This is a genomic window from Microbacterium sp. ET2, assembly GCF_030347395.1.
In the GTDB taxonomy this organism is placed as follows: domain Bacteria; phylum Actinomycetota; class Actinomycetes; order Actinomycetales; family Microbacteriaceae; genus Microbacterium; species Microbacterium albipurpureum.
This window is the reverse complement of sequence record NZ_CP128170.1, coordinates 894,845-919,553: the sequence shown is the minus strand read 5'-3', so window position 1 is coordinate 919,553 and position 24,709 is coordinate 894,845. Positions and strand designations below refer to the sequence as shown.

21 protein-coding genes and 1 pseudogene are annotated in these 24,709 nt (G+C 71.0%); 17 read left to right on the top strand and 5 right to left on the bottom strand.

The features are described from left to right. Positions 1–18 precede the first annotated feature (18 nt). Complete coding sequence (aspS, locus tag QSU92_RS04485; RefSeq protein WP_289264987.1) at positions 19–1,359, bottom strand: aspartate--tRNA(Asn) ligase; 1,341 nt, start codon at positions 1,357–1,359, stop codon at positions 19–21. Between the two features lie 121 nt (positions 1,360–1,480). Between aspS and QSU92_RS04480 the strand changes: the two genes are divergently transcribed. The 7 genes from QSU92_RS04480 (at position 1,481) to ccsB (ending at position 8,301) form a co-directional block, all read left to right on the top strand. Beyond that, positions 1,481–2,131 (top strand): DedA family protein, encoded by a 651-nt coding sequence (locus QSU92_RS04480; RefSeq protein WP_289264986.1) that lies wholly within the window; start codon positions 1,481–1,483, stop codon positions 2,129–2,131. A 19-nt stretch (positions 2,132–2,150) separates the two neighbouring features. Then, complete coding sequence (locus QSU92_RS04475) at positions 2,151–3,170, top strand: DUF368 domain-containing protein (protein WP_289264985.1); 1,020 nt, start codon at positions 2,151–2,153, stop codon at positions 3,168–3,170. A gap of 9 nt (positions 3,171–3,179) precedes the next feature. Then, positions 3,180–3,809, top strand: coding sequence for a histidine phosphatase family protein (locus QSU92_RS04470; protein WP_289264984.1), 630 nt, complete (start codon positions 3,180–3,182; stop codon positions 3,807–3,809). Then, on the top strand, positions 3,806–4,426 hold the full coding sequence (locus QSU92_RS04465) for a TlpA family protein disulfide reductase (RefSeq protein WP_289264983.1): 621 nt from the start codon (positions 3,806–3,808) through the stop codon (positions 4,424–4,426). The genes QSU92_RS04470 and QSU92_RS04465 overlap by 4 nt, the downstream gene beginning before the upstream one ends. Next, complete coding sequence (locus tag QSU92_RS04460) at positions 4,423–5,304, top strand: cytochrome c biogenesis CcdA family protein (RefSeq protein WP_289264982.1); 882 nt, start codon at positions 4,423–4,425, stop codon at positions 5,302–5,304. Before QSU92_RS04465 ends, QSU92_RS04460 begins: the two co-directional genes overlap by 4 nt. Next, positions 5,285–6,997: a cytochrome c biogenesis protein ResB gene (gene resB / locus QSU92_RS04455; protein WP_289264981.1), complete on the top strand. Its 1,713-nt coding sequence runs from the start codon at positions 5,285–5,287 to the stop codon at positions 6,995–6,997. The genes QSU92_RS04460 and resB overlap by 20 nt, the downstream gene beginning before the upstream one ends. Before the next feature lie 272 nt (positions 6,998–7,269). Continuing rightward, positions 7,270–8,301, top strand: coding sequence for a c-type cytochrome biogenesis protein CcsB (gene ccsB, locus QSU92_RS04450; RefSeq protein ID WP_289264980.1), 1,032 nt, complete (start codon positions 7,270–7,272; stop codon positions 8,299–8,301). 1,520 nt (positions 8,302–9,821) lie between these two features. Here the strand turns inward: ccsB and QSU92_RS04445 are convergent. Both QSU92_RS04445 and QSU92_RS04440 read right to left on the bottom strand, forming a co-directional pair. Continuing rightward, complete coding sequence (locus tag QSU92_RS04445) at positions 9,822–10,865, bottom strand: YhgE/Pip domain-containing protein (RefSeq protein ID WP_289264979.1); 1,044 nt, start codon at positions 10,863–10,865, stop codon at positions 9,822–9,824. After that, complete coding sequence (locus tag QSU92_RS04440; RefSeq protein ID WP_289264978.1) at positions 10,862–13,711, bottom strand: efflux RND transporter permease subunit; 2,850 nt, start codon at positions 13,709–13,711, stop codon at positions 10,862–10,864. Before QSU92_RS04440 ends, QSU92_RS04445 begins: the two co-directional genes overlap by 4 nt. A gap of 121 nt (positions 13,712–13,832) precedes the next feature. Between QSU92_RS04440 and QSU92_RS04435 the strand changes: the two genes are divergently transcribed. Continuing rightward, complete coding sequence (locus QSU92_RS04435) at positions 13,833–14,477, top strand: TetR/AcrR family transcriptional regulator (protein ID WP_289264977.1); 645 nt, start codon at positions 13,833–13,835, stop codon at positions 14,475–14,477. A gap of 9 nt (positions 14,478–14,486) precedes the next feature. On the opposite strand, the gene QSU92_RS04430 is transcribed toward QSU92_RS04435, so the two are convergent. Continuing rightward, positions 14,487–15,467, bottom strand: coding sequence for an o-succinylbenzoate synthase (locus tag QSU92_RS04430; protein WP_289264976.1), 981 nt, complete (start codon positions 15,465–15,467; stop codon positions 14,487–14,489). Positions 15,468–15,546: 79 nt separating this feature from the next. On the opposite strand from QSU92_RS04430, the gene QSU92_RS04425 reads away from it, so the two are divergent. Genes QSU92_RS04425 through QSU92_RS04400 form a run of 6 tightly spaced genes read left to right on the top strand, consistent with a single transcriptional unit; the run spans position 15,547 to position 20,798 of the window. Further along, a complete protein-coding gene (locus tag QSU92_RS04425) occupies positions 15,547–15,888 on the top strand; it encodes a PadR family transcriptional regulator (protein WP_289264975.1) in 342 nt (113 codons plus the stop codon). 9 nt (positions 15,889–15,897) lie between these two features. Then, positions 15,898–16,872, top strand: coding sequence for a permease prefix domain 1-containing protein (locus QSU92_RS04420; RefSeq protein ID WP_289264974.1), 975 nt, complete (start codon positions 15,898–15,900; stop codon positions 16,870–16,872). A 32-nt stretch (positions 16,873–16,904) separates the two neighbouring features. After that, positions 16,905–17,702, top strand: a complete 798-nt coding sequence (locus QSU92_RS04415; RefSeq protein WP_289264973.1) for an LLM class F420-dependent oxidoreductase — start codon at positions 16,905–16,907, stop codon at positions 17,700–17,702. After that, complete coding sequence (locus tag QSU92_RS04410) at positions 17,699–18,622, top strand: 1,4-dihydroxy-2-naphthoyl-CoA synthase (RefSeq protein WP_289264972.1); 924 nt, start codon at positions 17,699–17,701, stop codon at positions 18,620–18,622. The genes QSU92_RS04415 and QSU92_RS04410 overlap by 4 nt, the downstream gene beginning before the upstream one ends. Positions 18,623–18,632: 10 nt before the next feature. Beyond that, positions 18,633–19,799 carry an AMP-binding protein gene (locus QSU92_RS04405; protein WP_289264971.1) on the top strand — a complete coding sequence of 389 codons (1,167 nt, stop codon included), beginning with the start codon at positions 18,633–18,635 and terminating at the stop codon, positions 19,797–19,799. A gap of 24 nt (positions 19,800–19,823) precedes the next feature. After that, on the top strand, positions 19,824–20,798 hold the full coding sequence (locus QSU92_RS04400) for a 1,4-dihydroxy-2-naphthoate polyprenyltransferase (RefSeq protein WP_289264970.1): 975 nt from the start codon (positions 19,824–19,826) through the stop codon (positions 20,796–20,798). Here QSU92_RS04400 and QSU92_RS04395 read toward each other — a convergent pair. After that, positions 20,762–21,112, bottom strand: a complete 351-nt coding sequence (locus QSU92_RS04395) for a DUF4229 domain-containing protein (protein ID WP_289264969.1) — start codon at positions 21,110–21,112, stop codon at positions 20,762–20,764. The two genes, QSU92_RS04400 and QSU92_RS04395, sit on opposite strands and share 37 nt — an antisense overlap. Positions 21,113–21,194: 82 nt before the next feature. Between QSU92_RS04395 and QSU92_RS04390 the strand changes: the two genes are divergently transcribed. The 3 genes and pseudogenes from QSU92_RS04390 to QSU92_RS04380 all read left to right on the top strand — a co-directional run bounded on the left by QSU92_RS04390 (position 21,195) and on the right by QSU92_RS04380 (position 24,370). Continuing rightward, the gene (locus QSU92_RS04390) at positions 21,195–21,659 is read left to right on the top strand and encodes a PLD nuclease N-terminal domain-containing protein (protein ID WP_289264968.1); all 465 of its coding nucleotides are present in this window, start codon (positions 21,195–21,197) and stop codon (positions 21,657–21,659) included. A gap of 1 nt (position 21,660) precedes the next feature. Then, the gene (gene menD / locus QSU92_RS04385; protein WP_289264967.1) at positions 21,661–23,454 is read left to right on the top strand and encodes a 2-succinyl-5-enolpyruvyl-6-hydroxy-3-cyclohexene-1-carboxylic-acid synthase; all 1,794 of its coding nucleotides are present in this window, start codon (positions 21,661–21,663) and stop codon (positions 23,452–23,454) included. A 47-nt stretch (positions 23,455–23,501) separates the two neighbouring features. Next, positions 23,502–24,370: pseudogene (locus tag QSU92_RS04380) on the top strand (polyphosphate kinase 2 family protein). Positions 24,371–24,709 lie beyond the last annotated feature (339 nt).

Genomic DNA, 24,709 nt, shown 5'->3' with positions numbered 1-24,709 from the left:
TTTTTCCCGAAACCCGTCCTACGGCGCCAGGCGGGTCGGCCCGCGGAACAGGAACGTCACCTCGCGGATCGACGACTCGCCGAGCAGCAGCATCAGCACGCGCGCAAGGCCCATGCCGAAGCCGCCGTGCGGAGGTACGCCGTAGCGGAAGAAGTCGAGGTAGTGCTCCAGGCCATCGAGCTCGAGGCCCTTCTCCACCGCCTGCTTCTCGAGCACCTCGACGCGGTGCTCGCGCTGTGCGCCCGTGGTGATCTCGGTGCCGCGGTAGAGCAGGTCGTAGCTCTTGGTGAGCCCGGTCGCCTCGTCGCGCATGTGGTAGAACGGCCGGATCTCGGCGTGATAGTCGGTGACGAACACGAAGTCGTGGCCGAAAGACTCCTTGACGTGCGCCGACAGCTGGCGCTCGCCCTCCGGGTCGAGGTCACCGTCCGCCCGGGGGATCTCGTAGCCGCGGGCGGCGACGATCTCGCGCGCCTGGGCGAGCGGGATGCGGGGGAAGGGCACCGCAGGCACGTCGACCTCGATGCCGAACAGTTCGCGGATCTCGTCGCCGTGCTTGTCCTTGACCGCGGCGATCGCGGTCGCCAGGAGCTCCTCCTGCATCGCGGCGACGTCTTCGTGCGAGTCGATCCAGCTGATCTCGGCGTCGATCGAGGTGAACTCGGTGGCGTGACGGCTCGTGAACGACGGGTCGGCGCGGAACGCGTCGGCGATCTCGAAGACCTTGCCGAATCCGGCGGCCTGGGCCATCTGCTTGAAGTGCTGCGGGCTCTGGGCGAGGTACGCGGTCTGGTCGCCGAAGTACTCGAGCTGGAAGAGCTCGGCGCGCGACTCCGACGGGCTCGCCATGAGCTTGGGGGAGTGGATCTCGATGTAGTCGCGCTCGACCCAGTACGACCGCATCGCGTGCTCGAGGGTGGTCTGCACGCGGAAGATGAGGTTGTTCCGGCGCTGGCGGAGGTCGAGGAAGCGCCAGTCCATGCGCTTGTCCATGCCGCTGTCGGCGGCGATCGGGGTCTCGGGGAGCGCTTCGGCTGCGATCTGGAGCGAGCCGATCTTGACCTCGACGCCGCCGAGCTTCACCCGCTCATCGTGCTTGAGCTCACCCCGCACGGTCAGGAAGGTGCCGGTGGCAAGGCCCGAGATGGTCTCCGTCAGAGCCAGCGCCGCAGCATCCTGGTCCGACGGCTCCTCCGTCGGCCGCGTGGCGGGATTGACCAGCTGCACCGCCCCGGTCTCGTCGCGCAGGATGACGAACTGCACCTTCTTCTGGTCTCGGACCGTCTCGACCCAGCCCGAGACGGTGACCGGCCCGTCGGCGCGACCCTGCAGTTCTTCCACCAGCACGCGTTCACTCACGAGGGTCGAGTCTAGTCCGCGGCGCCGGGGCCTCCTGGGCAGGGGAGGCGGGGGATACCCCGAAACAATCCTGGTGGCTGGCGCACAGGTGTCGGTAACCTGCGCCGCTTAGCCTGGGGGGATGGCTTCGGGAAGCGACGGTTCATGGCTGGGTGCGCTCATCGACTGGACCGTCTCGCTGATGGAGGTGATCGGCCCGGTCGGGGCCGGCATCGGGATCGCGCTGGAGAACCTGTTCCCACCTCTGCCCAGTGAGGTCATCCTGCCGCTGGCGGGCCTGACCGCAAGTCGTGGGTCGTTCACCCTCGCCGAAGCCCTCATCTGGACCACGCTCGGCTCGATCGTCGGCGCGTTCGTGCTCTACGGGCTCGGGGCATGGCTGGGTGCCGATCGTCTACGCCGCATCGCCGAACGCCTCCCGCTGACGAAGGGGGAAGACATCGACAAGACGGTGGCGTGGTTCCACCGTCACGGCGGCAAGGCGGTGTTCTTCGGGCGGATGGTGCCGATCTTCCGGAGCTTCATCTCCATCCCCGCCGGCATCACACGGATGCCGCTGTGGAAGTTCGGTCTCCTCACTTCCGCCGGGAGTCTCATCTGGAACACGATCTTCGTGCTGTCGGGCTTCTTCCTCGGTGAGGCCTGGCCAGTCGTCGAGCAGTACGCCGAGATCCTGCAGTACATCGTGATCGCCGCCGTCGTGGTCGCGGTGGCGTGGTTCATCGTCGTCCGGGTCCGGTCACTGCGGGAGGGACAACGGGCCCGGGGGTGAACCCCGTATCCTCGCTGACATGACGACGCCCGCCACGACGCCGCCACCCGCCACACCCGCGAAGGCGCTCCTGGCGATCCCCTCTTTCCTGCTGAACGTCGTCCGAGGCGCTCTCATCGGCCTCGCCGAGCTCATCCCCGGGATCTCCGGCGGCACTGTGGCACTGATCACCGGTGTGTACGAGCGGCTGATCACTTCGGCCTCGCACGTCGTCTCCGCCGCTCGCATCCTGGTCTCGGGCCCCGACCGGCGACGCAACGCCGCCCGGGAGCTTCGGCAGGTCGATGGCGCGCTGATCCTTCCGGTCCTCCTCGGCATGGTGGCGATGGTGCTCACCCTGGCGGGCATCGTCGAGGCGATGGTGTCGGCCAACCCCGAACTGTCCCGTGGACTGTTCTTCGGTCTCGTCGCGGCGAGCATCGTCGTTCCGTTGCAGCAGATCCCTCGCCTTCGTCGTTCCCCCTCCGCGCGACTGACCGGAGTCGCGGTCTTCTTCGCCGCCGCGATCCTCGCTTTCGCGCTGGTGGGCCTGGCGGGCGGCGCGGTCGCCGTCGACCCGTCGCTCGTCATCGTCTTCTTCGCCGCCGCGATCGCCGTCTGCGCTCTCGTCGTCCCGGGCGTCTCGGGCTCGTTCTTCCTGCTGGCGATCGGGCTGTACTCGCCGACACTCCTCGCGGTGGATGAGCGCGACCTCGCTTATCTCGGTGTGTTCGCCGCCGGGGCGCTCCTCGGTCTCGTCACCATCGTGCAGGCCATGCGCCGCCTGCTCGAGCGCCACCGTCGGTTGACGCTTCTGGCGATGTCGGGGCTGATGCTCGGATCCCTTCGGGCGCTCTGGCCGTGGCAGGAACTCGCGCCCGGCGAGACGCACGGTGTGGGTTCGCTCGCCGCTCCCTACGACCCGGTGGCGGGACCCATGGTCTTGGCGCTGCTCGGAGCTGCGGCGGTGTTCGTGCTCCTGCTCGTCGAGAATGCGCTGGCGCGTCGATCTCTCGACGCCGAGCATGGTTCGGATTCTCCCCAGAAGCCGCGCCTTTAGACTGGGCAGGTGCCCGCAGACCGCCTCCATCTCGTGCGTCACGGGGAGGTCGACAACCCCCGCCGCGTGCTCTACGGCCGTCTTCCCGGCTACGGATTGAGCGCCGAGGGGCGACGGATGACGCGAGAGGCAGCCGAATACGTCCGCGAGACCGGACGCGGGGTCAGCCGCCTGGTGTGCTCACCGTTGCAGCGCACCCGCGAGTCGGCGGAGCCCTTCACCGAAGCGTTCGGACTCGAGCCCATCGTCGACGAGCGCGTGATCGAGCCCACGAACGTGTTCGAGGGGAAGCGGATGTTCCGGGCCCTGCTGAACCCGTGGAACTGGCGGCATCTGCGCCGCCCCGCCCTGCCCAGCTGGGGGGAGCCCTACAACGAGGTGATCGCGCGGATGAACGCGGCGATGACCGAGGCGTGGGAGGCGGTGGACGGCGGCGACGTGGTCATCGTCTCGCATCAGCTGCCGATCTGGGTCACCCACCTCGCCGCGGCGGGTCTGCCCTCGCGGCACGACCCCCGAGAGCGGCGCTGCGCGCTGTCGAGTGTGACGAGCTTCGAGATGGTCGAGAACAAGTGGACCGAGGTCGGCTACGTCGAGCCGGCGAGTCTCGCGGGTGCACGCGACGAGGGGGCGGTATGACCTCCCTCGTGCGTCGCGGCCGGGCCGCGGCATCCGCTCTCCTCGCCCTCGTGCTCGTGGGCGGCCTCGCCGCCTGCACCAGCGACCCCCTCGCCGAGCAGTATCGCGAGGGCGCGAACACCGGCTTCATCGCCGGCGACTTCCGGGTCGTGGAGATCCCCGAGGCCGACCGCGGCGAGCCGGTGGCCTTCTCCGGCGTCCTCGACGACGGATCGACGGTGACCGAGGCCGACTACGCCGGCGAGGTGCTGGTGGTGAACTTCTGGTATGCCGCATGCGCACCGTGCCGGGTGGAGGCGCCGTTCCTGGAGGAGGTCAACCAGGAGTACGCCGACGCGGGGGTGTCGTTCCTCGGGGTGAACACCTACGACTCGGCGCAGGCGTCGCTGGCCTTCGCCGACACGTACGGGGTCACCTACCCCAGTGCGCTCGCCGTCGAGGACGGCTCGATCAAGCTCGCCTTCGCCGAGCGGACGCCGCTGAACGCCACGCCGACGACGCTCGTGCTCGACCGCGACGGGCGCGTGGCCGCGCGGATCATCGGCCAGCTCGAAGACGCCTCGGTGCTCGACACCATCGTGGGCGAGCTGGCGGAGTCGGCTGCGGGGTCGTCGTGAACATCGCCGCGCTGATCGCCGACGGCGCGCTCTGGCTCGCCCTGCCGATCGCAGTGGCGGCGGGGCTGGTGTCGTTCCTCTCGCCGTGCGTGCTGCCGCTCGTGCCCGGGTATCTCGGGTTCATCGGCGGTGCGGTCGCGCCGCGTTCGGGGCCGCTGCGCGCTGCCGCGCCGGCCGGCGCGCGGACGATCGGCCCGCACGCGGACGATTCCGCCCCGGACGTCCTCGTCTCGACCGATTCTCCGCGCGTGGACGCGAGCGACGCCGTCGGTGAAGGGGATGCCACGGGCGCGCGGCCCGCCCGCGGGCGTCTCGTGCTCGGCACCCTCCTCTTCATCGCCGGCTTCACCGTGGTGTTCATGGCGATCAACATCTTCGGCGGCACACTCGGGCGCTTCTTCGTCGAATACACCGACCTCATCACGCGCGTGCTCGGCGTCGTGGTCATCCTTCTGGGCCTGGTGTTCATCGGGGTCTTCGGTTTCGCACAGAGAATTGCGCGACCGCAGATTCGCAGCAGCCTGGGCCTCGTCGGCGCGCCCCTTCTCGGTCTGGCGCTCGGCATCGGCTGGGCGCCGTGCATCGGCCCGACGCTCAGCGCCATCCTCGCGATGTCGTGGAACTTCGGCGACCCGGTGCGGGCGGGCATGCTCGGACTGGCATATTCGCTCGGCCTCGGGATCCCGTTCATCCTGCTCGCCCTCGGCTTCGGCTGGGCGACCCGGTCGGTGGCGTTCCTTCGCCGCCACATCCGCACCGTCAACCTCGTCGGCGGTGCCCTGCTGGTGATCCTCGGCCTGCTCATGGTGACCGGCGTCTGGACCGCCCTCATGGCGCAGCTGCAGGGGGTGTTTCTCAGTGTCCCGCTCCCGCTCTGACGCCGGTGCCGGTGTCGCCGCGGATCCGCTGCGGCCATCGGACCACGCCGACTCCGGACCATCCGCACCCGACCAGCCCGCGCTCGGACTCGTCGGCTGGCTGCGCTGGGCGTGGCGACAGCTGACGTCGATGCGCACGGCGCTCGTGCTTCTGCTCCTCCTCGCGATCGCCGCGGTGCCGGGCTCGATCTTCCCGCAGCGCAGCGCCGACCCGAACGGTGTCACGCAGTGGTTCACCGACAACCCCGACCTGGCGCCGGTGCTCGACAACCTGAGCCTGTTCGACGTCTACATCTCGCCGTGGTTCTCGGCGATCTACATCCTGCTGTTCGTCTCGCTGATCGGCTGCGTGATCCCGCGCACCAAGCATCACTGGAAGGCGCTGCGCGCACGTCCGCCCCGGACGCCCGCGCGGTTGGCGAGGCTGGAAGACCACCGCGAACGGGTCGTGCCGGTGCCGTCGGAGGATGCGGCGGATGACGCACGCCTCGCGATCGACCTCGCCCACGATCAGCTGCGTCGCGCCGGCTACCGCGTCGAGCGATACGACGACGGGCTGTCGGTGTCGGCCGAGCGCGGATACCTGCGCGAGACCGGCAACCTGCTGTTCCACGGCGCGCTCGTCGGCGTGCTGCTCGCGGTCGGGATCGGCGGCGGCTTCACTTACACCGGGCAGAGCGTGATCATCGAGGGGCGCACCTGGGTCAACTCGTTGCTCGACTACTCCTCGTTCAACCCCGGCCGGTTCGTCGACGAAGAGCAGCTCGTGCCTTACTCGATGACGCTCGAGGACTTCGAGGTGACCTACCAGCCGGTCGGCTCCAACGGGGCGGGGCAGGCGGGCGATTTCGCCGCGAACCTCACCACGCAGCTCGCCGGTGACGAGCCGCAGGAAGGGGTGGTGCGCGTCAACGCGCCGCTCGAGCTCGCCGGAGACCGGATCTACCTCATGGGCAACGGATACGCCCCGACGATCACGGTCCGCGATCCCGCGGGCGAAGTCGTGTTCTCCGAGGCGGTGCCGTTCCTGCCGCAGGACACGAACATGACCTCGCTCGGAGTGGTGAAGATCCCCGACGGACTGTCGGAGCAGCTCGGGCTCGTGGGGTTCTTCTACCCGACCGAGGCGCCCCTGGAGACCGGGGCCTTCACCTCGGCCTACCCGGCCCTCATCAACCCCGTGGTCTCGCTCGACGTCTACGAGGGCGACCTGGGGATCGACGGCGGCATTCCTCGGTCGGTATACGCGCTCGACACCGGCGACATGGACCGGCTGACCGGCGGCGACACCGGCGTGGCCTCGATCCAGCTCGCCCCCGGCGACACCGCCGACCTCCCCGGCGGACGCGGGACGATCACCTTCGAAGACGAGGCGACCGAGGGCGCGCAGGGGTACGACGAGTCCGTCAAGCGCTACGTGTCGCTGTCGGTGCACCGTGATGTGGGAGCGCCGTGGGTGCTGGCCTTCTCGGTTCTCGCGATGGTGGGGTTGCTCGCGGGTCTGTTCATCCCGCGTCGCCGCATGTGGGTGCGGGCCACGCCGGTGCCCGGTGGCGGAAACGGCGAGGGAGCCGTCCGGCTCGAGTACGCGGGGCTCGCCCGCGGCGAGGACCCGGGCCTGGCCGGTGACGTCGACCAGTTCGCGCAGCGTCACGGCGACGCGGTGGCCGGCGTGCTCCGCGAGCGGGTGTAGTCGGCGGCATCCGCGCTCCGCTCGCATCCGCGCTCGCGCGCCCGCCCTGCCCGCCCCCGCCCGCGCGCGCCCCGCCGGGCCGCCCGCTCCTCCCCGTCTCTTCGTCGAGCCACCCGATTCGCGACGAGCCGCCGCGCGTCGGAGGGTGACTCGTCGCGATCGCGGTGGTTCGTGGCATCCTCCGGAGGACCGCGCCGTGCTGCCGTGGGGGATCTCACGACGGCGAACGAACCCCCGGTTCAGCTCTCAGCCCCGCGCGTAGACTGAGATCCATGCCCGACGCCGCCCTGACGCTCGATTCGGTCTCGGTTCTGCTGGTCTGGACCGCCATCGCGATCTACGCCCTCGCCTTCGTCGCCTATGCGATCGATCTCGCCCGCCGTTCGGCGTCGGCGATCGAGGAGAAGGATGCCGCGAGCGGCGCCGTCCGCACCGAGGCGCGGGAGCTCGTCGGGGCCGCCGCAGGCGGACCGACGACGTCGGCGCGGGGTGCCGGGCCCGTGGCATCCGCGTCCGATTCGGTGTCGTGGACGCAGGATGCCGCGGGGAAGAAGCCCCGCCTGGTGTGGGCGCGGCTGGGCACCGTGCTGACCGTGCTCGGCTTCCTGTTCCACCTGGGTGCGACCGTGACCCGCGGCATCGCCGCCGAGCGGGTGCCGTGGTCGAACATGTACGAGTTCGCCCTGACGGGCACCCTCCTCATCATCGTGGTGTACCTCGCCGCGCTCGTGCGCTCCGACCTGCGCTTCCTCGGCTCGCTCATCACCGGGCTCACCGTGCTGCTCCTTGGCGGCGCGACGCTGGCGTTCTACGTCGAGATCGTGCCGCTGATGGACCCGCTCAAGAGCGTGTGGCTGGTCATCCACGTCTTCGTCGCATCGCTGGCGACGGCCCTGTTCGCGCTGGCGTTCGGGCTGTCGGTGCTGCAGCTGATGCAGTCGCGTCGCGAGACCAGGGCCAAGGGCCCCGGGTTCCTGCGCACCCTGCCGCGATCGGAGGCGCTGGAGTCGCTCGCCTACCGCTTCACGATCATCGGCTTCATGTTCTGGACGTTCACGCTCATCGCGGGCGCGATCTGGGCCAACGACGCCTGGGGCCGGTACTGGGGCTTCGACACCAAGGAAGTCTGGACCTTCGTCATCTGGGTCCTCTACGCCGGGTACATCCACGCGCGAGCGACGCGCGGCTGGCGCGGCTCGCGGTCGGCGTGGCTGTCGATCATCGGCTTCGCCGCGGTGCTGTTCAACTTCACGATCGTGAACATGTTCTTCAAGGGATTGCACGCCTACAGCGGCCTGAGCTGAGCGCGAGCCGCGCGATCGCTCAACCCCGCATTCGCGACCCGTCAGAAAACGCGGCTCCGGATGGCGCGGGGCGGCGTTTCTCGGCCACTCGCGGTATGGGGAGATCGGGCGGCGGGCCCGCGTGCGCGCGGGTGCGCCCGCCACGCACGACCCGTCAGAAAACGCGGCTCCGGATGGCGCGGGGCGGCGTTTCTCGGCCACTCGCGGTGTGGGGAGGTCGAGCGGCGGGTCCGCGTGCGCGCGGGTGCGCCCGCCACGCACGACCCGTCAGAAAACGCGGCTCCGGATGCGTCGGGGCCGCGTTTCTTGACGGGTCGGCGTAAGGGATGCGGGCCAGGGTCGTGCGAGCGGCCGGGTCGCGCGAGGGGCCAGGGTCACGCGAGAGGCCGGGCCGCGCGGGGTTCAGGCGGGCGCGGGGGTTCAGGCGGGCGCGGGGGCGGCCCTCAGCGACCGGGCCGACACCGTGCGCCGACGGGCCACCGCGAGCACCGAGGCGATGAGCGCGAGAATCGTCCAGACCGCGAGACCGCCGAGACCCGCACCGAGGCCGTCAGCCGAAGTCAGGGCGGCGAGCATCCCCTGGTACGCCGGAGCGGTCGGCAGCAGCGACGCGATCGAGGCCAGCGCGCCCGGCACGGTCGAGACGACCCCGGTCGCAACGACGAGCACGCCCACGAGCGCCGAGATCCACCGCCCCACGCCGCCGAAGACGGCGACCAGCGCCTGGTTCACCGCCGCGAAGGCGACACCCGCGACGACGCACACGGCGGCATAAACCGTCCATTCGCTCCAGGTGTAGGCCGCCGCGAGCTGCACGATCCCGGCGATGAGTACGCCCTGCACCGCGCCGATGACGGCCGCCGGCAGGAATCCGCGGAGCGCCAGCACAGCCGAGGGCGCCCGCGACGTCAGTGCCCGTCGCGACACCGCCTGCAGCGCCACGAACGTGCCGAGTCCGCCGAACCACAGCGCCAAGGTGGACAGCAGCGGGATCGCCGAGGCGCCGAAGAGGTTGTCGCCCACACCCTGCGCGGCGACGGGGTCGGCCACGACCGTGGCGAGGTCGGTCGCCTCGGCGTCGGTGTAGGTCGGGATCTCCTCCGTCGCCGTCGCCAGCCCGTCGGCGAGGCTCGTCGTACCGTCGGCGACCTCGGCCGCGCCGTCGCTGAGTCCCTGCACGCCGTCGGCGAGCGACTGGGCGCCCTCGGCGGCCTGGCCGGCGCCGCCGGCCAGCGCCCCGGCGCCCGAGCCGATCTGGGTCGCCCCCGAGGCGAGCTCTCCGGCACCCGCCGCCGACTGGTTCGTGCCGGCCTGGAGCTGGTCGAGCCCGGACGCGAGCGAGTCGATCCCGTCCGCGGTCTGGCGGAACTGCCCGACGAACTGCGCGGTCGCGGCGGTGTTGAACTGTCCGAGCGCGACATTCGTCGCGCCGGCGTTGGTCGCCGCGTCCACCGCCGTCTCGGCCGCGCCGCCGGCGGCCTGCGCCGCACCGCCCACGCCCGTGGCGACCTCGCCGGCGGTCACCGCGGCGCCGCCCAGCTCTGCACAGAACTCTGCGGACGCTCCCGAGGTGGCGCACGACGCAGCCAGCCCGCCCAGCGTCTCCGCGAGCCCACCGGCCTGCGGCGCGACCTCCCCGAGGCTGAGCGCGACGCCGCCGATCTGCTGAGCGGTCGACGCGGTGTCGTCGGCGGCGGCCTGCGCGAAGCCCGACACCTGCGCCGGCACCAGCCCGTCCCGCTCCAGCTGGTCGGCGCCGCCCCGCAGACCCCCCGAGATCTGCCGCGCTCCGTCGGCTGCCCCGCCGATGCCGCCGCCGATCTGCACCAGCCCGCTCTGGGCCGCGAGGCGCCCTGCGACAGGCCCGTCGCGCCGGTGGCGAGCTGGGATGCCCCCGATCCGAGCTCGGAGATGCCGCCCGGCAGTGCCGCCGCCCCGTCGGCTGCCTGCGACGCGCCGTCAGCGAGCTGACCTGCGCCGTCGGCGAGCTGATCGGCCCCGTCGGCCGCCTCACCGAGCTGCTCGCCCAGTGTCGTGAAGCCCAGGAACACGTTCTCGAGATACGTCTCCGACAGCTGCTGCCCCACGAGCGACGCAGCGGTCGTCGTCACCTGCGCGGTGATCGCATCGTCGACCACGCGGCTGTCGGGCGGGGTCGTCACTTCGATCGTCGCCTGCTCGGGCGTCTCGCCCGGCTGGGTCGAGGTCGCGGCAGCGGAGAAGTTCGACGGGATCGTCACGACCGCGGCGTAGGTCCCGTCGGCGAGACCCTCGGCCGCGTCGTCCTCGTTCGAGATCGTCCAGGTGAGGTTGCTCTCGAGGTCGTCCGACCCCTCGACGAGCCCGGCGCTCAGCTGACGGCCGAGCGGCACGGTCTGCCCGTTGATCTCGACGGGTTCGTCGTCGTTCACGATCGCGGCGTTCAGCTGGTCGAGCCGCTCGGTGGGGTTGTAGAGCGCCGCGACGAGGATGCCGCCGACGATCACCGGCAGCAGCAGCACACCGAGAATCGTCAGCCACGTCACCGGCTTCGGGCTGCGCGCGCGTTCGAGGGGAAGAGTCATGAGAACACCTCATCGAAAGGGGAGGTCGAAGACGCTGCGTCGTCGGAGCGCGAAGAACGGGACGAGCGGGAGAGAGCAGATGCCGCGGGCGGGCCGCTCACGGACAGCACCGCGATCGCGGCGCGACCAGCCTCGGTGAGGGCGCGCTCAGCGAAGGTCGCGTCGTTCGCGGACACGATGAGGGTGACCTCGCCGCTCTGCCGCAGAACCGCGAGCGCCTCGTCGCGGGCAGCGAGCGACTGGGTCTCGATCGAGTCCAGCGCGTCGACGACAACGACCCGGCTGCCGCCGTCGAACGCCTCGCGGAGCTCGGCGGCGGGGTCATCGTTGTTGTGGAGCAGCGCCACTCCCACCCTCGGGCGTACCCACGCGGCCCGCTCGGGGAGGAGGTGCCCCTCGACCTTGATGCGTCCCTCGGTGGGTGCCAGTCGCGCCGCGATGGTCAGGAGCAGCCCGCGTGCGGCGCGTGCGTCATCGGAGGTGACGACGAGCGTCGACCCGGGCTCCAGCCGGAACGACGCGCCGGTGAACACCACGTCGCGTCCGTCCCCCTCACCCTCTCCGCCGTCGCCGACGCCGACCCCATCCGCCACGACCGCGGCGGTGGTGTCACGCTCGGGCCAGTCCTCGAGCGCGATCTCGCGCTCGACGGCCTCACCTTCGATGTCGAAGTGCGGCAGCATCCGGTCGAGCGCCTTCGGGAACCACCAGGCCTTCTCGCCCAGCAGGGTCATCACCGCAGGTACGAGCGTCATGCGCACGAGGAAGGCGTCGACGGCGATCCCGACCGCCAGCCCGAGTGCGATGGGTTTGATCGATGTGTCCCCCTCGGGGACGAAGGCGGCGAACACGGCGAACATGATCACCGCCGCCGCGGTGACGACCCGTGCCGAGGCGGTGAAACCCGAGCGCACGGCGCCGACCGCGATGGCCCGCAGCTCATCGCGCGAGGGGTTGCGACCCAGGCGCCGGCGGGCGTGGACGAAGTCCTCGCGCATGCGCGAGACGAGGAAGACCTCGTAGTCCATGGCGAGGCCGAACAGCACGCCCATGAGGATGATGGGCATGAAGCTGATGACCGGCCCGGTGCGCGAGACGTGCAGGAGATCGGCGAACCAGCCCCACTCGAAGACGGCGGCGACCGCCCCGAACGCGGCGGCGACCGACAGGAGGTACCCGGCGGCGGCCTTCAGCGGCACCCAGATCGAGCGGAAGACGATCATCAGGAGGATGAGCGAGAGCCCGACCACGAAGATGCCGAAGGGGAGTAGTGCCTCGCCCAGTCGATCGGAGATGTCGATCGCGACCGCGGTGAACCCGGTGACCTTCAGGTCGACGCCGTACTCGTCGAGGAGGCGGTCGTGCTGCGCCCGGAGCTCTCGGACGAGGTCGGCGGTGGCCGGGTCATCGGGCGCGGTCTCGGGGACGATCTGGATGATGCCGGTGTCGGCCGTCTCGTTGGGGGTGGCAAGGGCCACCTCCTCCACGCCCGGCACCTGCTCGATCTCGGCGGCGAGGTCGTCCATGAGCCCGACCGGATCGGTCGAGGTGACGATCGTGCCGGTCATGATGAGCGGACCGTTGGCCCCGGGGCCGAAGTTCTCGGCGACGAGGTCATAGGCCTGGCGCGCCTCGCTCTCCTCGCTCTGCATGCCGGCGTTGGGGAGGGCGAGGGTGAGGCTCGCCGCCGGGATCGCGGCGGCGCCGAGCGCGGCGACGATCGCGACGGTGGTGAGGAGTGGGCGCCGCGTGACGAACATCACCCAGCCGTTGGGCTGCTTCGCGCCGCCGGTCTTCTGCGCTTTCGGCGCCCGTCGACGCTTCCATCCGACGACGCGCCCCTTGGCGAAGCCGAGGAGCGCGGGCGTGAGGGTGAGGGCCACCACGACGGCGATGGCGACGGCCACGGCGGCGGCGATGCCCATCGTGGTGAGGAACGGGATGCCGGCGAAGGACAGTCCGATGAGGGCGATCAGCACCGTCACCCCGGCGAAGACGACCGCGGAGCCCGCGGTGCCGGTGGCGCGCGCGGCGGACTCCTCGGGTTCCATGCCGGCGCGCACCTGGTCTTGATGTCGCGCGACGATGAACAGGGAGTAGTCGATGCCGACCGCGAGCCCGAGCATCACCGCCAGGAGCGGCGTGGTCGACGAGATGGTCGAGAACACGGTGGCCACGAAGATCAGAGCGACGGCGAGGCCGACGCCGATGATCGCGCTGATGAGCGGGAACCAGGCAACGGCGATCGAGCGGAAGGTGATCATGAGCACGAACAGGGCGATGAGCACGCCGATCGCTTCGATGATGGTCAGCGTCGGCACCGCGGTGGAGAACAGATCCCCGCCGAGCGCCGCCTGCGATCCTGGAGGAAGCGCCCCGGTCAGCTCGTCGGCGATGGCCTCGGCCGACGAGACGGTCTCGTCCGAGATCTCGGTCGCCTGTCCTTCGAACTGCATCCGGATGATGGCGGCGGTGCCGTCGTCGGAGATGAGGCCGCTGATGGTGTCGTCGTAGGGGTCGGTGACGGCGATGACGTCGTCGAGATCGGAGAATTCCCCCACCGCGTCGTCGATGACGCTGCGATACGCCTCGTCGTCGATCTGGTCGCCGTCGGCGGCGACCACGACCAGCTGCGCGCTCGTGCCGCTCACCTGCGGGAAGGTCCGGTTCAGCTCCTCGAGACCTTCCTGCGCCTCGGTGCCGGGGATCGAGAAGGAGTTGTCGGTGCCCTGGGAGAACAGGGCGGCGCCACCTCCGGCGAGGACGAGCAGGAGCAGCCAGGTGACCAGCACCTTCCACGGCCGACGGAACGACCAACGTCCGAGTGCGTACAGCAGTGTGGACACGGCGCCTCCTGGAAACGGGGATCAAATATCGATACAGCGCTGTATCCAATACACAGGTGTATCGTAAAGCGCGCCCCGGGCGCCAGTCTGAGGAGTTCCCGTGAAAGTCGAAGGAGGACGGATGACGAGCGCCACCCCCGCACGCCGTCGAGACGCCACGCGCCAACGCCTGCTCGACGCCGCAGCCGAGGTCTTCGCCGAGTCGGGCCTCGATGCTGCGTCGGTCGAGGCGGTCTGCGAGCGCGCCGGGTTCACCCGCGGCGCGTTCTACTCCAACTTCGACAGCAAGGAGGAGCTCTTCCTGGAGCTCGCGGCCAGAGTCTGGGAGGCCCGGGTCGGAGCCGTCGCGGTGCGCGTCGCCGAACTCGAGGGCGACGGCCACCTCGAGGTGACGACCGATGCGATCCAGGCGGTGGTGCAGCGGGTCCTCGACGGGCCGGCCGAAGACCGGCTGGGTGTGCTCCTCATGAGCGAGATCCGCATGCACGCGCTCCGCAACCCCCGCTTCGCCGAGGGGTACCTGCGTCAGCAGGACGAGATGCACGCGAGCGTCGCCCGCATCATCGACGACATCGGACGCTCCACCGGGGTGCGCTTCCGCGTACCGGCCGTCGATGCGGCGCGACTGTTCATCTCGTCGTGGGAGTCCACGCTCGTCCGTGCGGTGATGGCCGGTCTCGACGACGACGAGCGCGAGAAGCGCTGCCGCGCCGAGGTCGCCCAGATCGCGCACCTCGTTCTCGCCGACGACGGAATGACCCCGTAGGCGGCCGCGTCAGCCGAGCGACGGGAGGGCATGGCAGCGCACGATGCGGTCCACCCACCACTGCCGGCGCTCGGCGTCGACGGCGCGCCGCTCCACAACGGCGGGGTCGGGAATCGGGCGGACGACGCGCAGCGCTCCGTTCTGGGTCGCGTAGTCCGCGACATCCTCGGTGAAGAGCGCCCCGGTGCCCAGCCCGCAGTCGTAGGGGAGGTCGGGGAGGGCGGCAGCGAGTGCGGCCCCCATCGACAGCCCGACCGCTGAGTCCAGCGCACTGGAGACGACGACCGGGAGGCCCGCCTCGGCGACGATGCGCATCGCCCGTGACACCCCGCCGAGCGGCTGGGCCTTGATGACCAGGAGGTCCGCGGCCTCGGCGCGGGCGACGGCGAGCGGGTCGTCGGCCTTGCGCACGCTCTCGTCGGCGGCCACGGGGATATCCAGACGCGAGATGCGGCGCCGGAGCTCGGCGAGTTCGTCGATGCTCGCGCAGGGCTGCTCGACGTATTCGAGGTCGTAATGCTCCATGGCCCGGACGGCATGCTCAGCCTCGTCGATGTTCCAGGCGCCGTTGGCGTCGATGCGGATGCGTCCCTCCGGTCCCATCGCCTCGCGCACGGCCGCCACGCGGGCGACGTCATCGTCGAGCCGCTGGCCCGGGTCGGCGACCTTCACCTTCGCGGTGCGGCAGCCGGCGAATCGCGCGAGGACCTCGGGGACGGATGCCGCGGGCACGGCCGGCACTGTCGCATTCACCGGAATGAGGTCGCGCCGGGCCGGAGGGGTTGTGGACCAGCCGTACTCCAGGGCGGCGGCCAGCCAGGTGCTCGACTCGCGATCGTCGTACTCCATGAAGGGAGAGAACTCCGTCCACCCCTCCGGGCCCTCGATCAGCGCCAGCTCGCGTGTGTCGACGCCGCGGAAGCGTGTGACCAGCGGCAGGGACACGACGTGCAGTCGGTCCAGGACTTCGTCGAGCGGAGGGAGGGTCATCCGCCCATTGTGGCCGGTGCCGCGGCATCCATCATCGTGTCATTGACTATAGTGTGTGACACACAGTACAGTGTGAGTCATGAGTGAGACCGAAGCCCTCGACACCCACCTGCAGGAGCTTCGTCGCGGGACCGTCGTGCTGGCGTGCCTGCGGCTGCTGCAGGACCCCGGGTACGGCTACGGCCTGCTCGAGGAGTTGCAGTCGCGCGGCTTCGACGTCGATGCCAACACCCTCTACCCCCTGCTGCGCCGCCTCGAGAAGCAGGGGCACCTCTCCAGCGAGTGGAACACCGACGAGGCCCGTCCGCGCAAGTTCTACCGCACAAGCGCCGAGGGAGCACGGCTCGCCGTCGCCCTCGGCGCGGACTTCGACGCGATCGCCCGCGCGATCGCCGACCTTCCCGCTTCATCCGCCTCCTGAGGACACGCCATGACCACCACGACCCTGACCGACCGCTACATCGACGCGGCAATGCGCACGGTACCCGAGGCGCAGCGCCCCGATCTCGCCGCCGAACTCCGCGGGTCCATCGACGATCAGATCGACGCCCGCGTCGCCGGCGGCGACGACCCCGCTGCGGCTGAGCGGGCGGTGCTGACCGCGCTCGGCGACCCCGAGGTACTGGCCGCCCAGTACACCGATCGACCGCTGCAGCTGATCGGCCCCCGCTACTTCCTCGACTGGTGGCGGCTGCTGAAGCTGCTCCTCGCGATCGTCCTGCCGTGCGCCGCCTTCGGCGTCGCACTGGCGCAGACGCTGAGCGGGGCCAGCTTCGGGGAGCTGATCGGCTCTGTCGTCGTGACGCTGATCCAGGTGACGGTCAACCTCGGTTTCTGGACCGTGCTGGTCTTCGCGATCGTGGAGCGCACGGTGCAGCGCCGCGCCGACATGGGTCTCGGCGAATGGTCGCTCGACAGGCTCCCCGAGCCGCGCCCGCGCGGCGCAGGATTCGGCGACATGGTGGGCAACCTCGTCTTCCTCGTCCTGGGTGTCGGACTGGTGTTGTGGGACCTCTCGATCGGGTTCGTCCCCACCGAACGCGGCCTGTCGTTCCTCGACCCCGGTCTCTGGCCGACGGGGTTCGCCGGCCTCGTCATCCTCGCCGTGGCCGAGGCCGTCCTCACGATCGTCGTCTACCTGGTGGGGCGATGGACGCCGGCGCTCGCCGTGGCGAACCTCGTCCTGAACGCGGTGTTCGTCGCCGTGTCGGTGTGGCTCCTCACACAGGGACGGCTGCTGAACGCCGAATTCTTCCCCACGATCATCGGCGACGGCGGCGACGACGTCGCGGGCATCCTGGGGGTCGTTTTCGGGTTCGGAATCGTCGCCATCGCCGCGTGGGACACCGTCGATGCCTTCCTCAAGGCGCGCCAGGGCCGGGGCGGGGCGATGCTCGGACGCTGACCGCCCTACGCCTCGCGTTCTAGGCTGGCGACATGCTCCCCGATACCCCCGTGCGCCTCGGCGTGCAGATCCAGCCCCAGCACGCGACCTACCCGCAGATCCGCGATGCCGTCCTGCGCCTGGAGGAGATGGGCGTGGACATCCTGTTCAACTGGGACCACTTCTTCCCCCTCTTCGGCGACCCGGACGGCCTGCACTTCGAGTCATGGACCATGCTCGGCGCCTGGGCGGAGCAGACCGAGCGGGTCGAGTTCGGGTCGCTGGTGAACTGCAACAGCTATCGCAGCGCCGACCTGCAGGCCGATATGGCCCGCACCCTCGACCACATCAGCGGCGGCCGGTTCATCTTCGGCACGGGCTCGGGCTGGTTCGAGCGCGACTACGCCGAGTACGGCTACGAGTTCGGCACTGCCGGGTCGCGGCTGAACGATCTGGCCGAGGGCCTCGAGCGCGTGGTCGCCCGGTGGAGCAAGCTCAACCCCGCGCCCACCCGCGACATCCCGATCATGATCGGCGGCAAGGGCGAGCAGAAGACGCTGCGCCTGGTCGCCCGGTACGCGGACATCTGGCACAGCTTCGTCACCCCCGAGGAGCTCGGCCACAAGCTCGGCGTCATCGACACCTGGGCGCAGAAGGAGGGGACGGATGTCTCGGGCCTCGTCGTCTCGAACGATCTGCAGCGCCGCGACCAGTCCGACGCCGATGGGCTCTTCGACGCCGGCGTCCGGCTGTTCACGCTCGGGTGGGCGCCCTCCGAGGCGGACTACGACGCGATCGCCGGGTGGCTGCGCTGGCGCGACGCCAAGAACGGCACCGGGAGCGCGGTGTGAGCCCCGAAGCGGTCTCCGACCTCTTCGACCCGTCGGAGTGGGTCGGAGCTCCCGGCGCGGAGCGCTACACCGACATCACCGCCCACGTCTCCGCCGACGGTCGGGTCGCGCGCATCGCGTTCGACCGCCCCGAGGTGCGCAACGCCTTCCGCCCCCGCACGGTCGACGAGCTGTACGACGCCCTCGACATCGCCCGCCAGGACCCGCGCATCGGGGTGGTCCTCCTCACCGGCAACGGCCCGAGCCCCAAGGACGGCGGCTGGGCGTTCTGCTCGGGCGGCGACCAGCGCATCCGCGGACGCACCGGCTACCAGTACGACGGCGCGGATGACCCGGGCGACGCGTCCGGTGATGCGCGCGCGGCGCTCGGCCGCCTCCACATCCTCGAGGTGCAGCGTCTCATCCGGTTCATGCCGAAGGTCGTCATCGCGGTGGTGCCGGGGTGGGCCGCGGGCGGGGGGCACTCGCTGCACGTGGTGTGCGATCTCACCATCGCCAGCCGCGAGCACGGCCGCTTCAAGCAGACCGACGCCGACGTGGGGTCGTTCGACGCCGGGTACGGTTCGGCGTTCTTCGCGCGTCAGATCGGGCAGAAGTTCGCCCGCGAGGTGTTCTTCCTCGCCGAGGAGTACTCCGCCCAGCGGGCCTACGAGATGGGGGCGGTCAACCGTGTGGTCGACCATGCCGACCTCGAGCGGGAGGCGCTGACGATGGCCCGGGTCATCCTCACGAAGTCACCGACGGCGATCCGCATGCTGAAGTTCGCCTTCAACGCCGTGGACGACGGCATCGCCGGCCAGCAGCTGTTCGCCGGCGAGGCGACGCGCCTGGCCTACGGCACCGACGAGGCGGTCGAGGGCCGCGACGCATTCCTGCAGAAGCGCGACCCCGACTGGTCGCCCTACCCCTGGCACTACTGACAGGTCCGCCGTGAAGCTCCGCCCTGTCGACGGCGACGATCCCCGCGACATCCTCCCGGCGCTGCGCGCCGCCGTCCTCGGGGCCGGCCCCGCGCTCGGCCTCGGCATGACCGGATCGGACTCGGGAGGGGGTGCCGAAGAGGTCCCCGCCGGGACCGCCGTGGTGGTGACGACGTCGGGGTCGACCGGGATCCCCAAGCGCGTCGTCCTCAGCAGATCGGCGCTCACCGCCAGTGCGCTCGCCACCGCCGCTCGGCTCGGCGACGGGGCGTGGCTCCTCGCGCTCCCCGCCAGCTACGTCGCGGGGCTCCAGGTGCTCGTCCGGTCACTCGTCGCCGACCGGCAGCCGGGCCTGCTGTCGGGTCCGTTCCAGCCGCAGGCGTTCGCGTCGGCGGCGCTCATGCTCGTCTCGAGTGAGAACGGACGCCGCGTGCCGACCTTCACCTCTCTCGTTCCCGCGCAGTTGATCCGGCTCCTCGACGCCGCCGAGCACGACACCGCCGTGCGCACCGCCGTCCGCTCCTTCGAGGCGATCCTCATCGGCGGCCAGGCCCTCCCGGCAGCGGTGCTCGAGCGCGCCGAAGGCGCGGGGGTGCGGATCGTCCGCACCTACGGTGCGACCGAGACGAGCGGCGGCTGCGTCTACGACGGCCTCCCGCTCGACGGGGTGGGGCTGCGGATCGAAGGGGGAGAGGTGCAGCTGTCGGGGCCGACCCTCGCCGAGGGGTATCTCGGCGACCCTGCCCGCACCGACGCGGCATTCGTGACCGCCCGCGACGGCACCCGCTGGTACCGCACCGGCGACGCCGGCCTGATCGAAGACGGTGTGCTGCGGGTGCGCGGGCGCCTGGACAACGTCATCGTCTCGGGCGGCATCAACGTCTCTCTCGACCGGGTCGAGCGCGTGGTGCGGTCGGTGCCGGGCCTCCACTCCGCCGTCGTGGTGGGGGTGGCGGATGACCGCTGGGGCGAGGCCTCGGTGATCGTCGCCGCCCGCGGCGAGGCGCTCCGCCGCAGCGAAGGCACCCAGCTCACCGAGGCCCGGGCGGCCGTGGCCACCGAGATCGGCGTCCACGCCCGCCCCTCCCGTCTGATCCTCGTCGACGAGGTGGCCGTCCTGCCCTCGGGGAAACCCGATCGCGAGGCGATCCGGCGGCTCGTGGCCGGGCACCGCTAGCGCACAGCCCTAGGATGTGACCTCGTGGCACGAACCTCCAGCAAGAAGCGCAAGCGTCCGGCATCCCGTCCCCGCCCCGGCGGGAACCCGCAGCGTGTTCCGGTGGCCCCGACCCGCGCGCCGCAGAAAGCGACCGCGCGCGACTGGATCGGCGCCGCGCGCCTGCGCACCCTGCCGCTCGCGGTCACCCCGGTGCTCATCGGCACGGGTGCTTCGATGCTCGTGCTCGACTCGCTTCGCTGGGTGGTGGCGCTGTGCTGCCTCGCGGTGGCGGTGTGCCTTCAGATCGGGGTCAACTACGCCAACGACTACAGCGACGGCATCCGGGGCACCGACGACTTCCGCGTCGGCCCCGCGCGCCTGACGGGTGCGCGGAAGGCGAAGCCGCGTACGGTGCTCATCGTGGCGCTGGTGTTCTTCGGCCTCGCCGCGGTGGCGGGCCTTGCGATCGTCATCCGCACCCAGCAGTGGTGGCTGCTGCTCGTGGGCGCTGTGTGCATCGTCGCTGCCTGGTTCTACACCGGCGGCAAGCGACCCTACGGCTACTACGGGCTGGGGGAGATCGTCGTCTTCGTCTTCTTCGGCCTCGTCGCGACCCTCGGCACGACGTGGGTCCAGGCGCTCGCGCTGCCGCAGGAGGCCTGGTTCGGCGCGGTGGGCGCGGGATCGTTCGCGTGCGCCGTGCTGCTGGCGAACAACCTCCGCGACATCGATCAGGACCGCGCGGCCGGCAAGCGCACCCTGTCGGTACTGATCGGGCGTCGCGGGTCGCAGGTGCTCTTCACCGTGCTGGTCCTCGCTCCGTTCGTCATCTCCGGATGGATCGCGCTGTTCTACCCCATCGCGTGGCTGACCCTGTTCGGTCTGCTCGCCGCGCTTCCGGCGGTGCTCATCGTGTGGACCTACCGGCTCCCCAGGGAACTCGTCGTCGCGCTGGCGCTGAGCTCGCTGGCCTCGCTGACCTACGGGGTGTTCTTGTTCTGGGCGTTCGTCGGCTGACCGGCCGCGCGCTCGCCCGCGGCGTCCGCACCCATGGCGTCAGCGGCGGCGTCCTCCGCATCCGCGTCCGCGTCAGCGGCCGCGCTGTCGACGCGCACCGCGTGTTCGCGGCGGCCGGCGCCGAGCGATGAGGTGACCTCGTTCAGCGGGCGGCGCAGGAACAGCAGCGACAGGCTCAGACCGATGAGGGCGGCGAAGATCGCCGCGAGCCAGTAGAGCTGCTGGAAGATCGGGAAGAGCATCAGGATGCCGAACGGCACCAGGAACGCCAGAAGCCGCAGCACGGAGTAGACCAGGGCGGAGCGGGCTTTCACCTCTCCAGTTTACGTCGGCTCCTTCTGCTCCCCTCCCACGACCCCCAGGCCGCGCCCAGCCCAGCGCGCCTAGGATGGACCCATGACGAGGGTGCTCCTCATCGCGGCGTTGCTGGCCACGGTGTTCTGGGTCTACAGCATCGTCGACTGCGCCCTGCAGCCGCCGAATCGCCATCGCGGTGTGAGCAAGCCGATCTGGATCCTCATCGTCATCCTTCTCCCCGTCCTCGGCGGTGTGCTGTGGTTCGTGGTGGGGCGCCTGCGCAAGAAGACGATCGCCGCGCGGCGCGCGCCCGACGACGACCCCGAGTTCCTGGGGCGCATCGGCTCGATCAGCGATCAGGACGAGCGCATCCGCCGCCTCGAAGAAGAACTCGCCCAGCTCGATGCCGAAGCCGATGACCCCCGCTTCCTGCCGCCCGAGCGCGGCGCGGCGCCCGGCAGCGCGATCGAACCGCCGCCGAGCGGTCGCGACCGCTCCGCCCGGGCCGGCGACCGTCCGGCCGACGACGATGACCCGCTCGGCACCCGCGGACCGCTGAGCTGAGGTGACCGGCGACACCCCCGGGACGCAGGCTCCCTCGACCGATGCCGCCGCCGCCCTGATCGGCGCGCTCGTGGCCGGCGGTGTCCGACACCTCGTGCTCAGTCCCGGGTCGCGCTCGCAGGCACTCGCGCTGGTTGCCGCCGAGCTCGAGCGGCGGGACGCCGTTCGACTGCACGTGCGCATCGACGAACGCGTCGCGGGATTCCTGGCCCTCGGGATCGGACGCGAGACGGGGACGCCGGCAGCCCTCGTCTGCACCTCGGGAACCGCGACGGCGAACTACCTCCCGGCGGTGCTCGAGGCCCATCACACCGGGGTGCCGCTCATCCTCCTCACGGCCGACCGCCCGCCTGAGCTGCGCGGTGTCGGTGCGAACCAGGCCACGCGCCAACCGGGTCTGTACGCCGGATTCACGCGGTGGGAGGCCGACCTTCCCGTCCCGAACGAGGTCGACGAGTCGGGCGGGAGCGACCAGACGTCGATGCTGCGTCAGACCGCCGGCGATGCGCTCGCCGCCGCTCGCGGCGAGACGGGCCGGCCCGCGGGGCCCGTGCACCTGAATCTGCCCTACCGCGACCCGCTCGCCGGTGCCCTGCCGCGGTGGCTCGCCGCGCCTGTCGGCGCAGAGCCGTCCGACGCCGCTCCGCCCGAGCCCTCCGGTGCGCTCTACCAGGGCGGCGGCGGAATAGGCGGGTCGGAGGGAGCGAATGAGCCAGGCGTCGACACCGGCCTCGACGCCGTTCTCGAACGCGGTCCGCGCACCGTCGTCATCGCGGGGGCAGACGCCGGTGCCGGGGCGGAGGCGCTGGCACATGAGGGCGGATGGCCGCTCATCGCCGAGATCGTCAGCGGAGCCCGCTTCGGCCGGCACCTCGTGCACGGGTACCGGACGCTCCTCGCCGACCCCAGACTCGGCGGCCGTATCGAACGCGCCGTCGTGTTCGGCCACCCCACGCTCAGCCGCGAGGTGGCTGCCCTCCTCTCGCGCGACGACGTGACGGTGCTCGCCCTCCGCGGCCCGGGCGAGGCGCTGAACCTCAACGGCTCGACTGCGCACGTCGACGCCGTCTCCGTCGCTCCCGGTGCGACCGACCGCGAATGGTTCGGTGCCTGGATGCGCGCCTCGCAAGAAGCATCCATCGATCTGAGCCCTCCCGCGCCCGATCCCGATGCGCTGTCGTCGGCCGTGCCCGACGAGCGGCTGCCCGCGATCGCGGCCGAGCTCGCAGTACTGCGCGCACCGGTCGACCGGGCGGCGCTCGTCGACGCGGTGTGGCGTGCGACCTGGCCCCACGACCGCCTGGTGTTCGGCTCGTCGCGGCTGGTGCGGGTCGCCGACACCGTCCTCGGCGGCAAGAAGGTGCGGGTGCACGCCAACCGGGGGCTCGCCGGCATCGACGGCACGATCGCGACGGCGACGGGGATCGCCCTGGCGAGCCAGGACGCCGTGGGCGGCGCCGCCGCCGGTGTGACGCGCGTGCTGCTCGGCGATCTCGCGATGCTCCACGACGTCGGTGCGCTGCTCGTTCCGCCGGCCGAACCAGGTCCGCGGATGCAGGTGATCGTCGGCAACGACGGCGGCGGCACGATCTTCGACGGGCTCGAGGTCGCAGGAGTCGCCGGGCCCGAGGCGATGGACCGCGTGCTGTACACCCCCCACGAGGTGCGGCTCGAGGCGATCGCGAGCGCCTACGGGTGGGAGTACCGCCGGGCCGCAACGCGGTCGGAGCTCGATCAGGCGCTCACCGCCGGGAGCGCGACGCGCCTGGTCATCGAGGTGCCGCTGGCCCGCTGACCGCCCCGCTCTTCCCGCGGCCGTCCGCGGTGGGACATCATGGCGGGATGACGACAGCAGACTCCACCGGCTGGATCGGCGACCCCGCATCCGCTCTCCGCGTCGAGGACGGTTTCGAGCCGCCGCCGTCGATCCCGACGCCACCCCCGCCTACGACGGCTCCAAGGCCGACGGTGTCGCCGACCTCGCCGACAGCTCCCGGCTCGACGAGCTTCAGGAGCGTCTCTACGCCGCGAGCAGGAGCGAGACGACCGACCAGGCCGTGCTCCTCGTGCTGCAGGCGATGGATACCGCAGGCAAGGGCGGGATCATCCGGCACGTCGTCGGATCGGTCGATCCGCAGGGTGTCATGCTCACCGCGTTCAAGAAGCCGACCCCCGAGGAGCTTGCGCACGACTTCCTCTGGCGTATCGAGCGTCGTCTTCCCGAGCCGGGGTTGATCGGGGTGTTCGACCGATCCCACTACGAGGATGTGCTGATCGGGCGCGTGCGCGCCCTCGCTCCCGCGGCTGAGATCGAGCGGCGGTACGACGCGATCAACGACTTCGAGGCCCGCGTCGTCGCGGGAGGCACCCGCATCGTCAAGGTCATGCTGCACATCTCCTACGCCGAACAGGGTGCCCGCCTGATGGAGCGGCTCGATCGGCCCGACAAGCACTGGAAGTACAACCCCGGCGACGTCGACGAACGTGCGCTGTGGTCGGATTACATGGCCGCGTACCAGACGGTGTTCGAGCGGACCTCCACTGCCGCAGCGCCCTGGTATGTGGTCCCGGCGAACCGCAAGTGGTACGCGCGACTGGCCGTGCAGCGCCTCCTCCGGGAGGCGCTCGAGGCCGTCGACCCGCAGTGGCCGGCGGCGACCTTCGACGTCGAACAGGAGAAGGTGCGGCTCGCCGCCACGATCCCCTCGTAGGACCGCGCGTCCGTAGGCTGGGTCGGTGAGCGCCCGCACCGACCCGGTCCACCTGATCGCCGACGACTACGTCGCCCGCCTCGCCGAGCACGAGCCCGATGCGGCGCAGGCGATCGGCCGCAGCGACGGACCCGACCTCCCCGACCTCTCTCCGGCATGGCTCCGGGAGCGCTATGCGCTGCAGGGCGAGGTGATCGCCCGACTCGACGCCCTCGCGCCCGAGGCCGGGGACCCCGCGCTTCGCGCCGCCCTCCGGGAGCGTATGGAGCGCGAGCAGCTGCTGTTCGACACCGGATTCACGCCGCGGCTGGTTGCGGGCCTGGCCACCCCGATCCATCT

Bases quoted from the DNA above. Each gene is read 5' to 3' on its own strand.
- QSU92_RS04480 (WP_289264986.1), top strand. From the start codon at position 1,481: ATGGCTTCGGGAAGCGACGGTTCATGGCTGGGTGCGCTCATCGACTGG.
- QSU92_RS04475 (WP_289264985.1), top strand. From the start codon at position 2,151: ATGACGACGCCCGCCACGACGCCGCCACCCGCCACACCCGCGAAGGCG.
- QSU92_RS04465 (WP_289264983.1), top strand. From the start codon at position 3,806: ATGACCTCCCTCGTGCGTCGCGGCCGGGCCGCGGCATCCGCTCTCCTC.
- ccsB (WP_289264980.1), top strand. From the start codon at position 7,270: ATGCCCGACGCCGCCCTGACGCTCGATTCGGTCTCGGTTCTGCTGGTC.
- QSU92_RS04445 (WP_289264979.1), bottom strand. From the start codon at position 10,865: ATGACTCTTCCCCTCGAACGCGCGCGCAGCCCGAAGCCGGTGACGTGG.
- QSU92_RS04435 (WP_289264977.1), top strand. From the start codon at position 13,833: ATGACGAGCGCCACCCCCGCACGCCGTCGAGACGCCACGCGCCAACGC.
- QSU92_RS04430 (WP_289264976.1), bottom strand. From the start codon at position 15,467: ATGACCCTCCCTCCGCTCGACGAAGTCCTGGACCGACTGCACGTCGTG.
- QSU92_RS04425 (WP_289264975.1), top strand. From the start codon at position 15,547: ATGAGTGAGACCGAAGCCCTCGACACCCACCTGCAGGAGCTTCGTCGC.
- QSU92_RS04420 (WP_289264974.1), top strand. From the start codon at position 15,898: ATGACCACCACGACCCTGACCGACCGCTACATCGACGCGGCAATGCGC.
- QSU92_RS04415 (WP_289264973.1), top strand. From the start codon at position 16,905: ATGCTCCCCGATACCCCCGTGCGCCTCGGCGTGCAGATCCAGCCCCAG.
- QSU92_RS04390 (WP_289264968.1), top strand. From the start codon at position 21,195: ATGACGAGGGTGCTCCTCATCGCGGCGTTGCTGGCCACGGTGTTCTGG.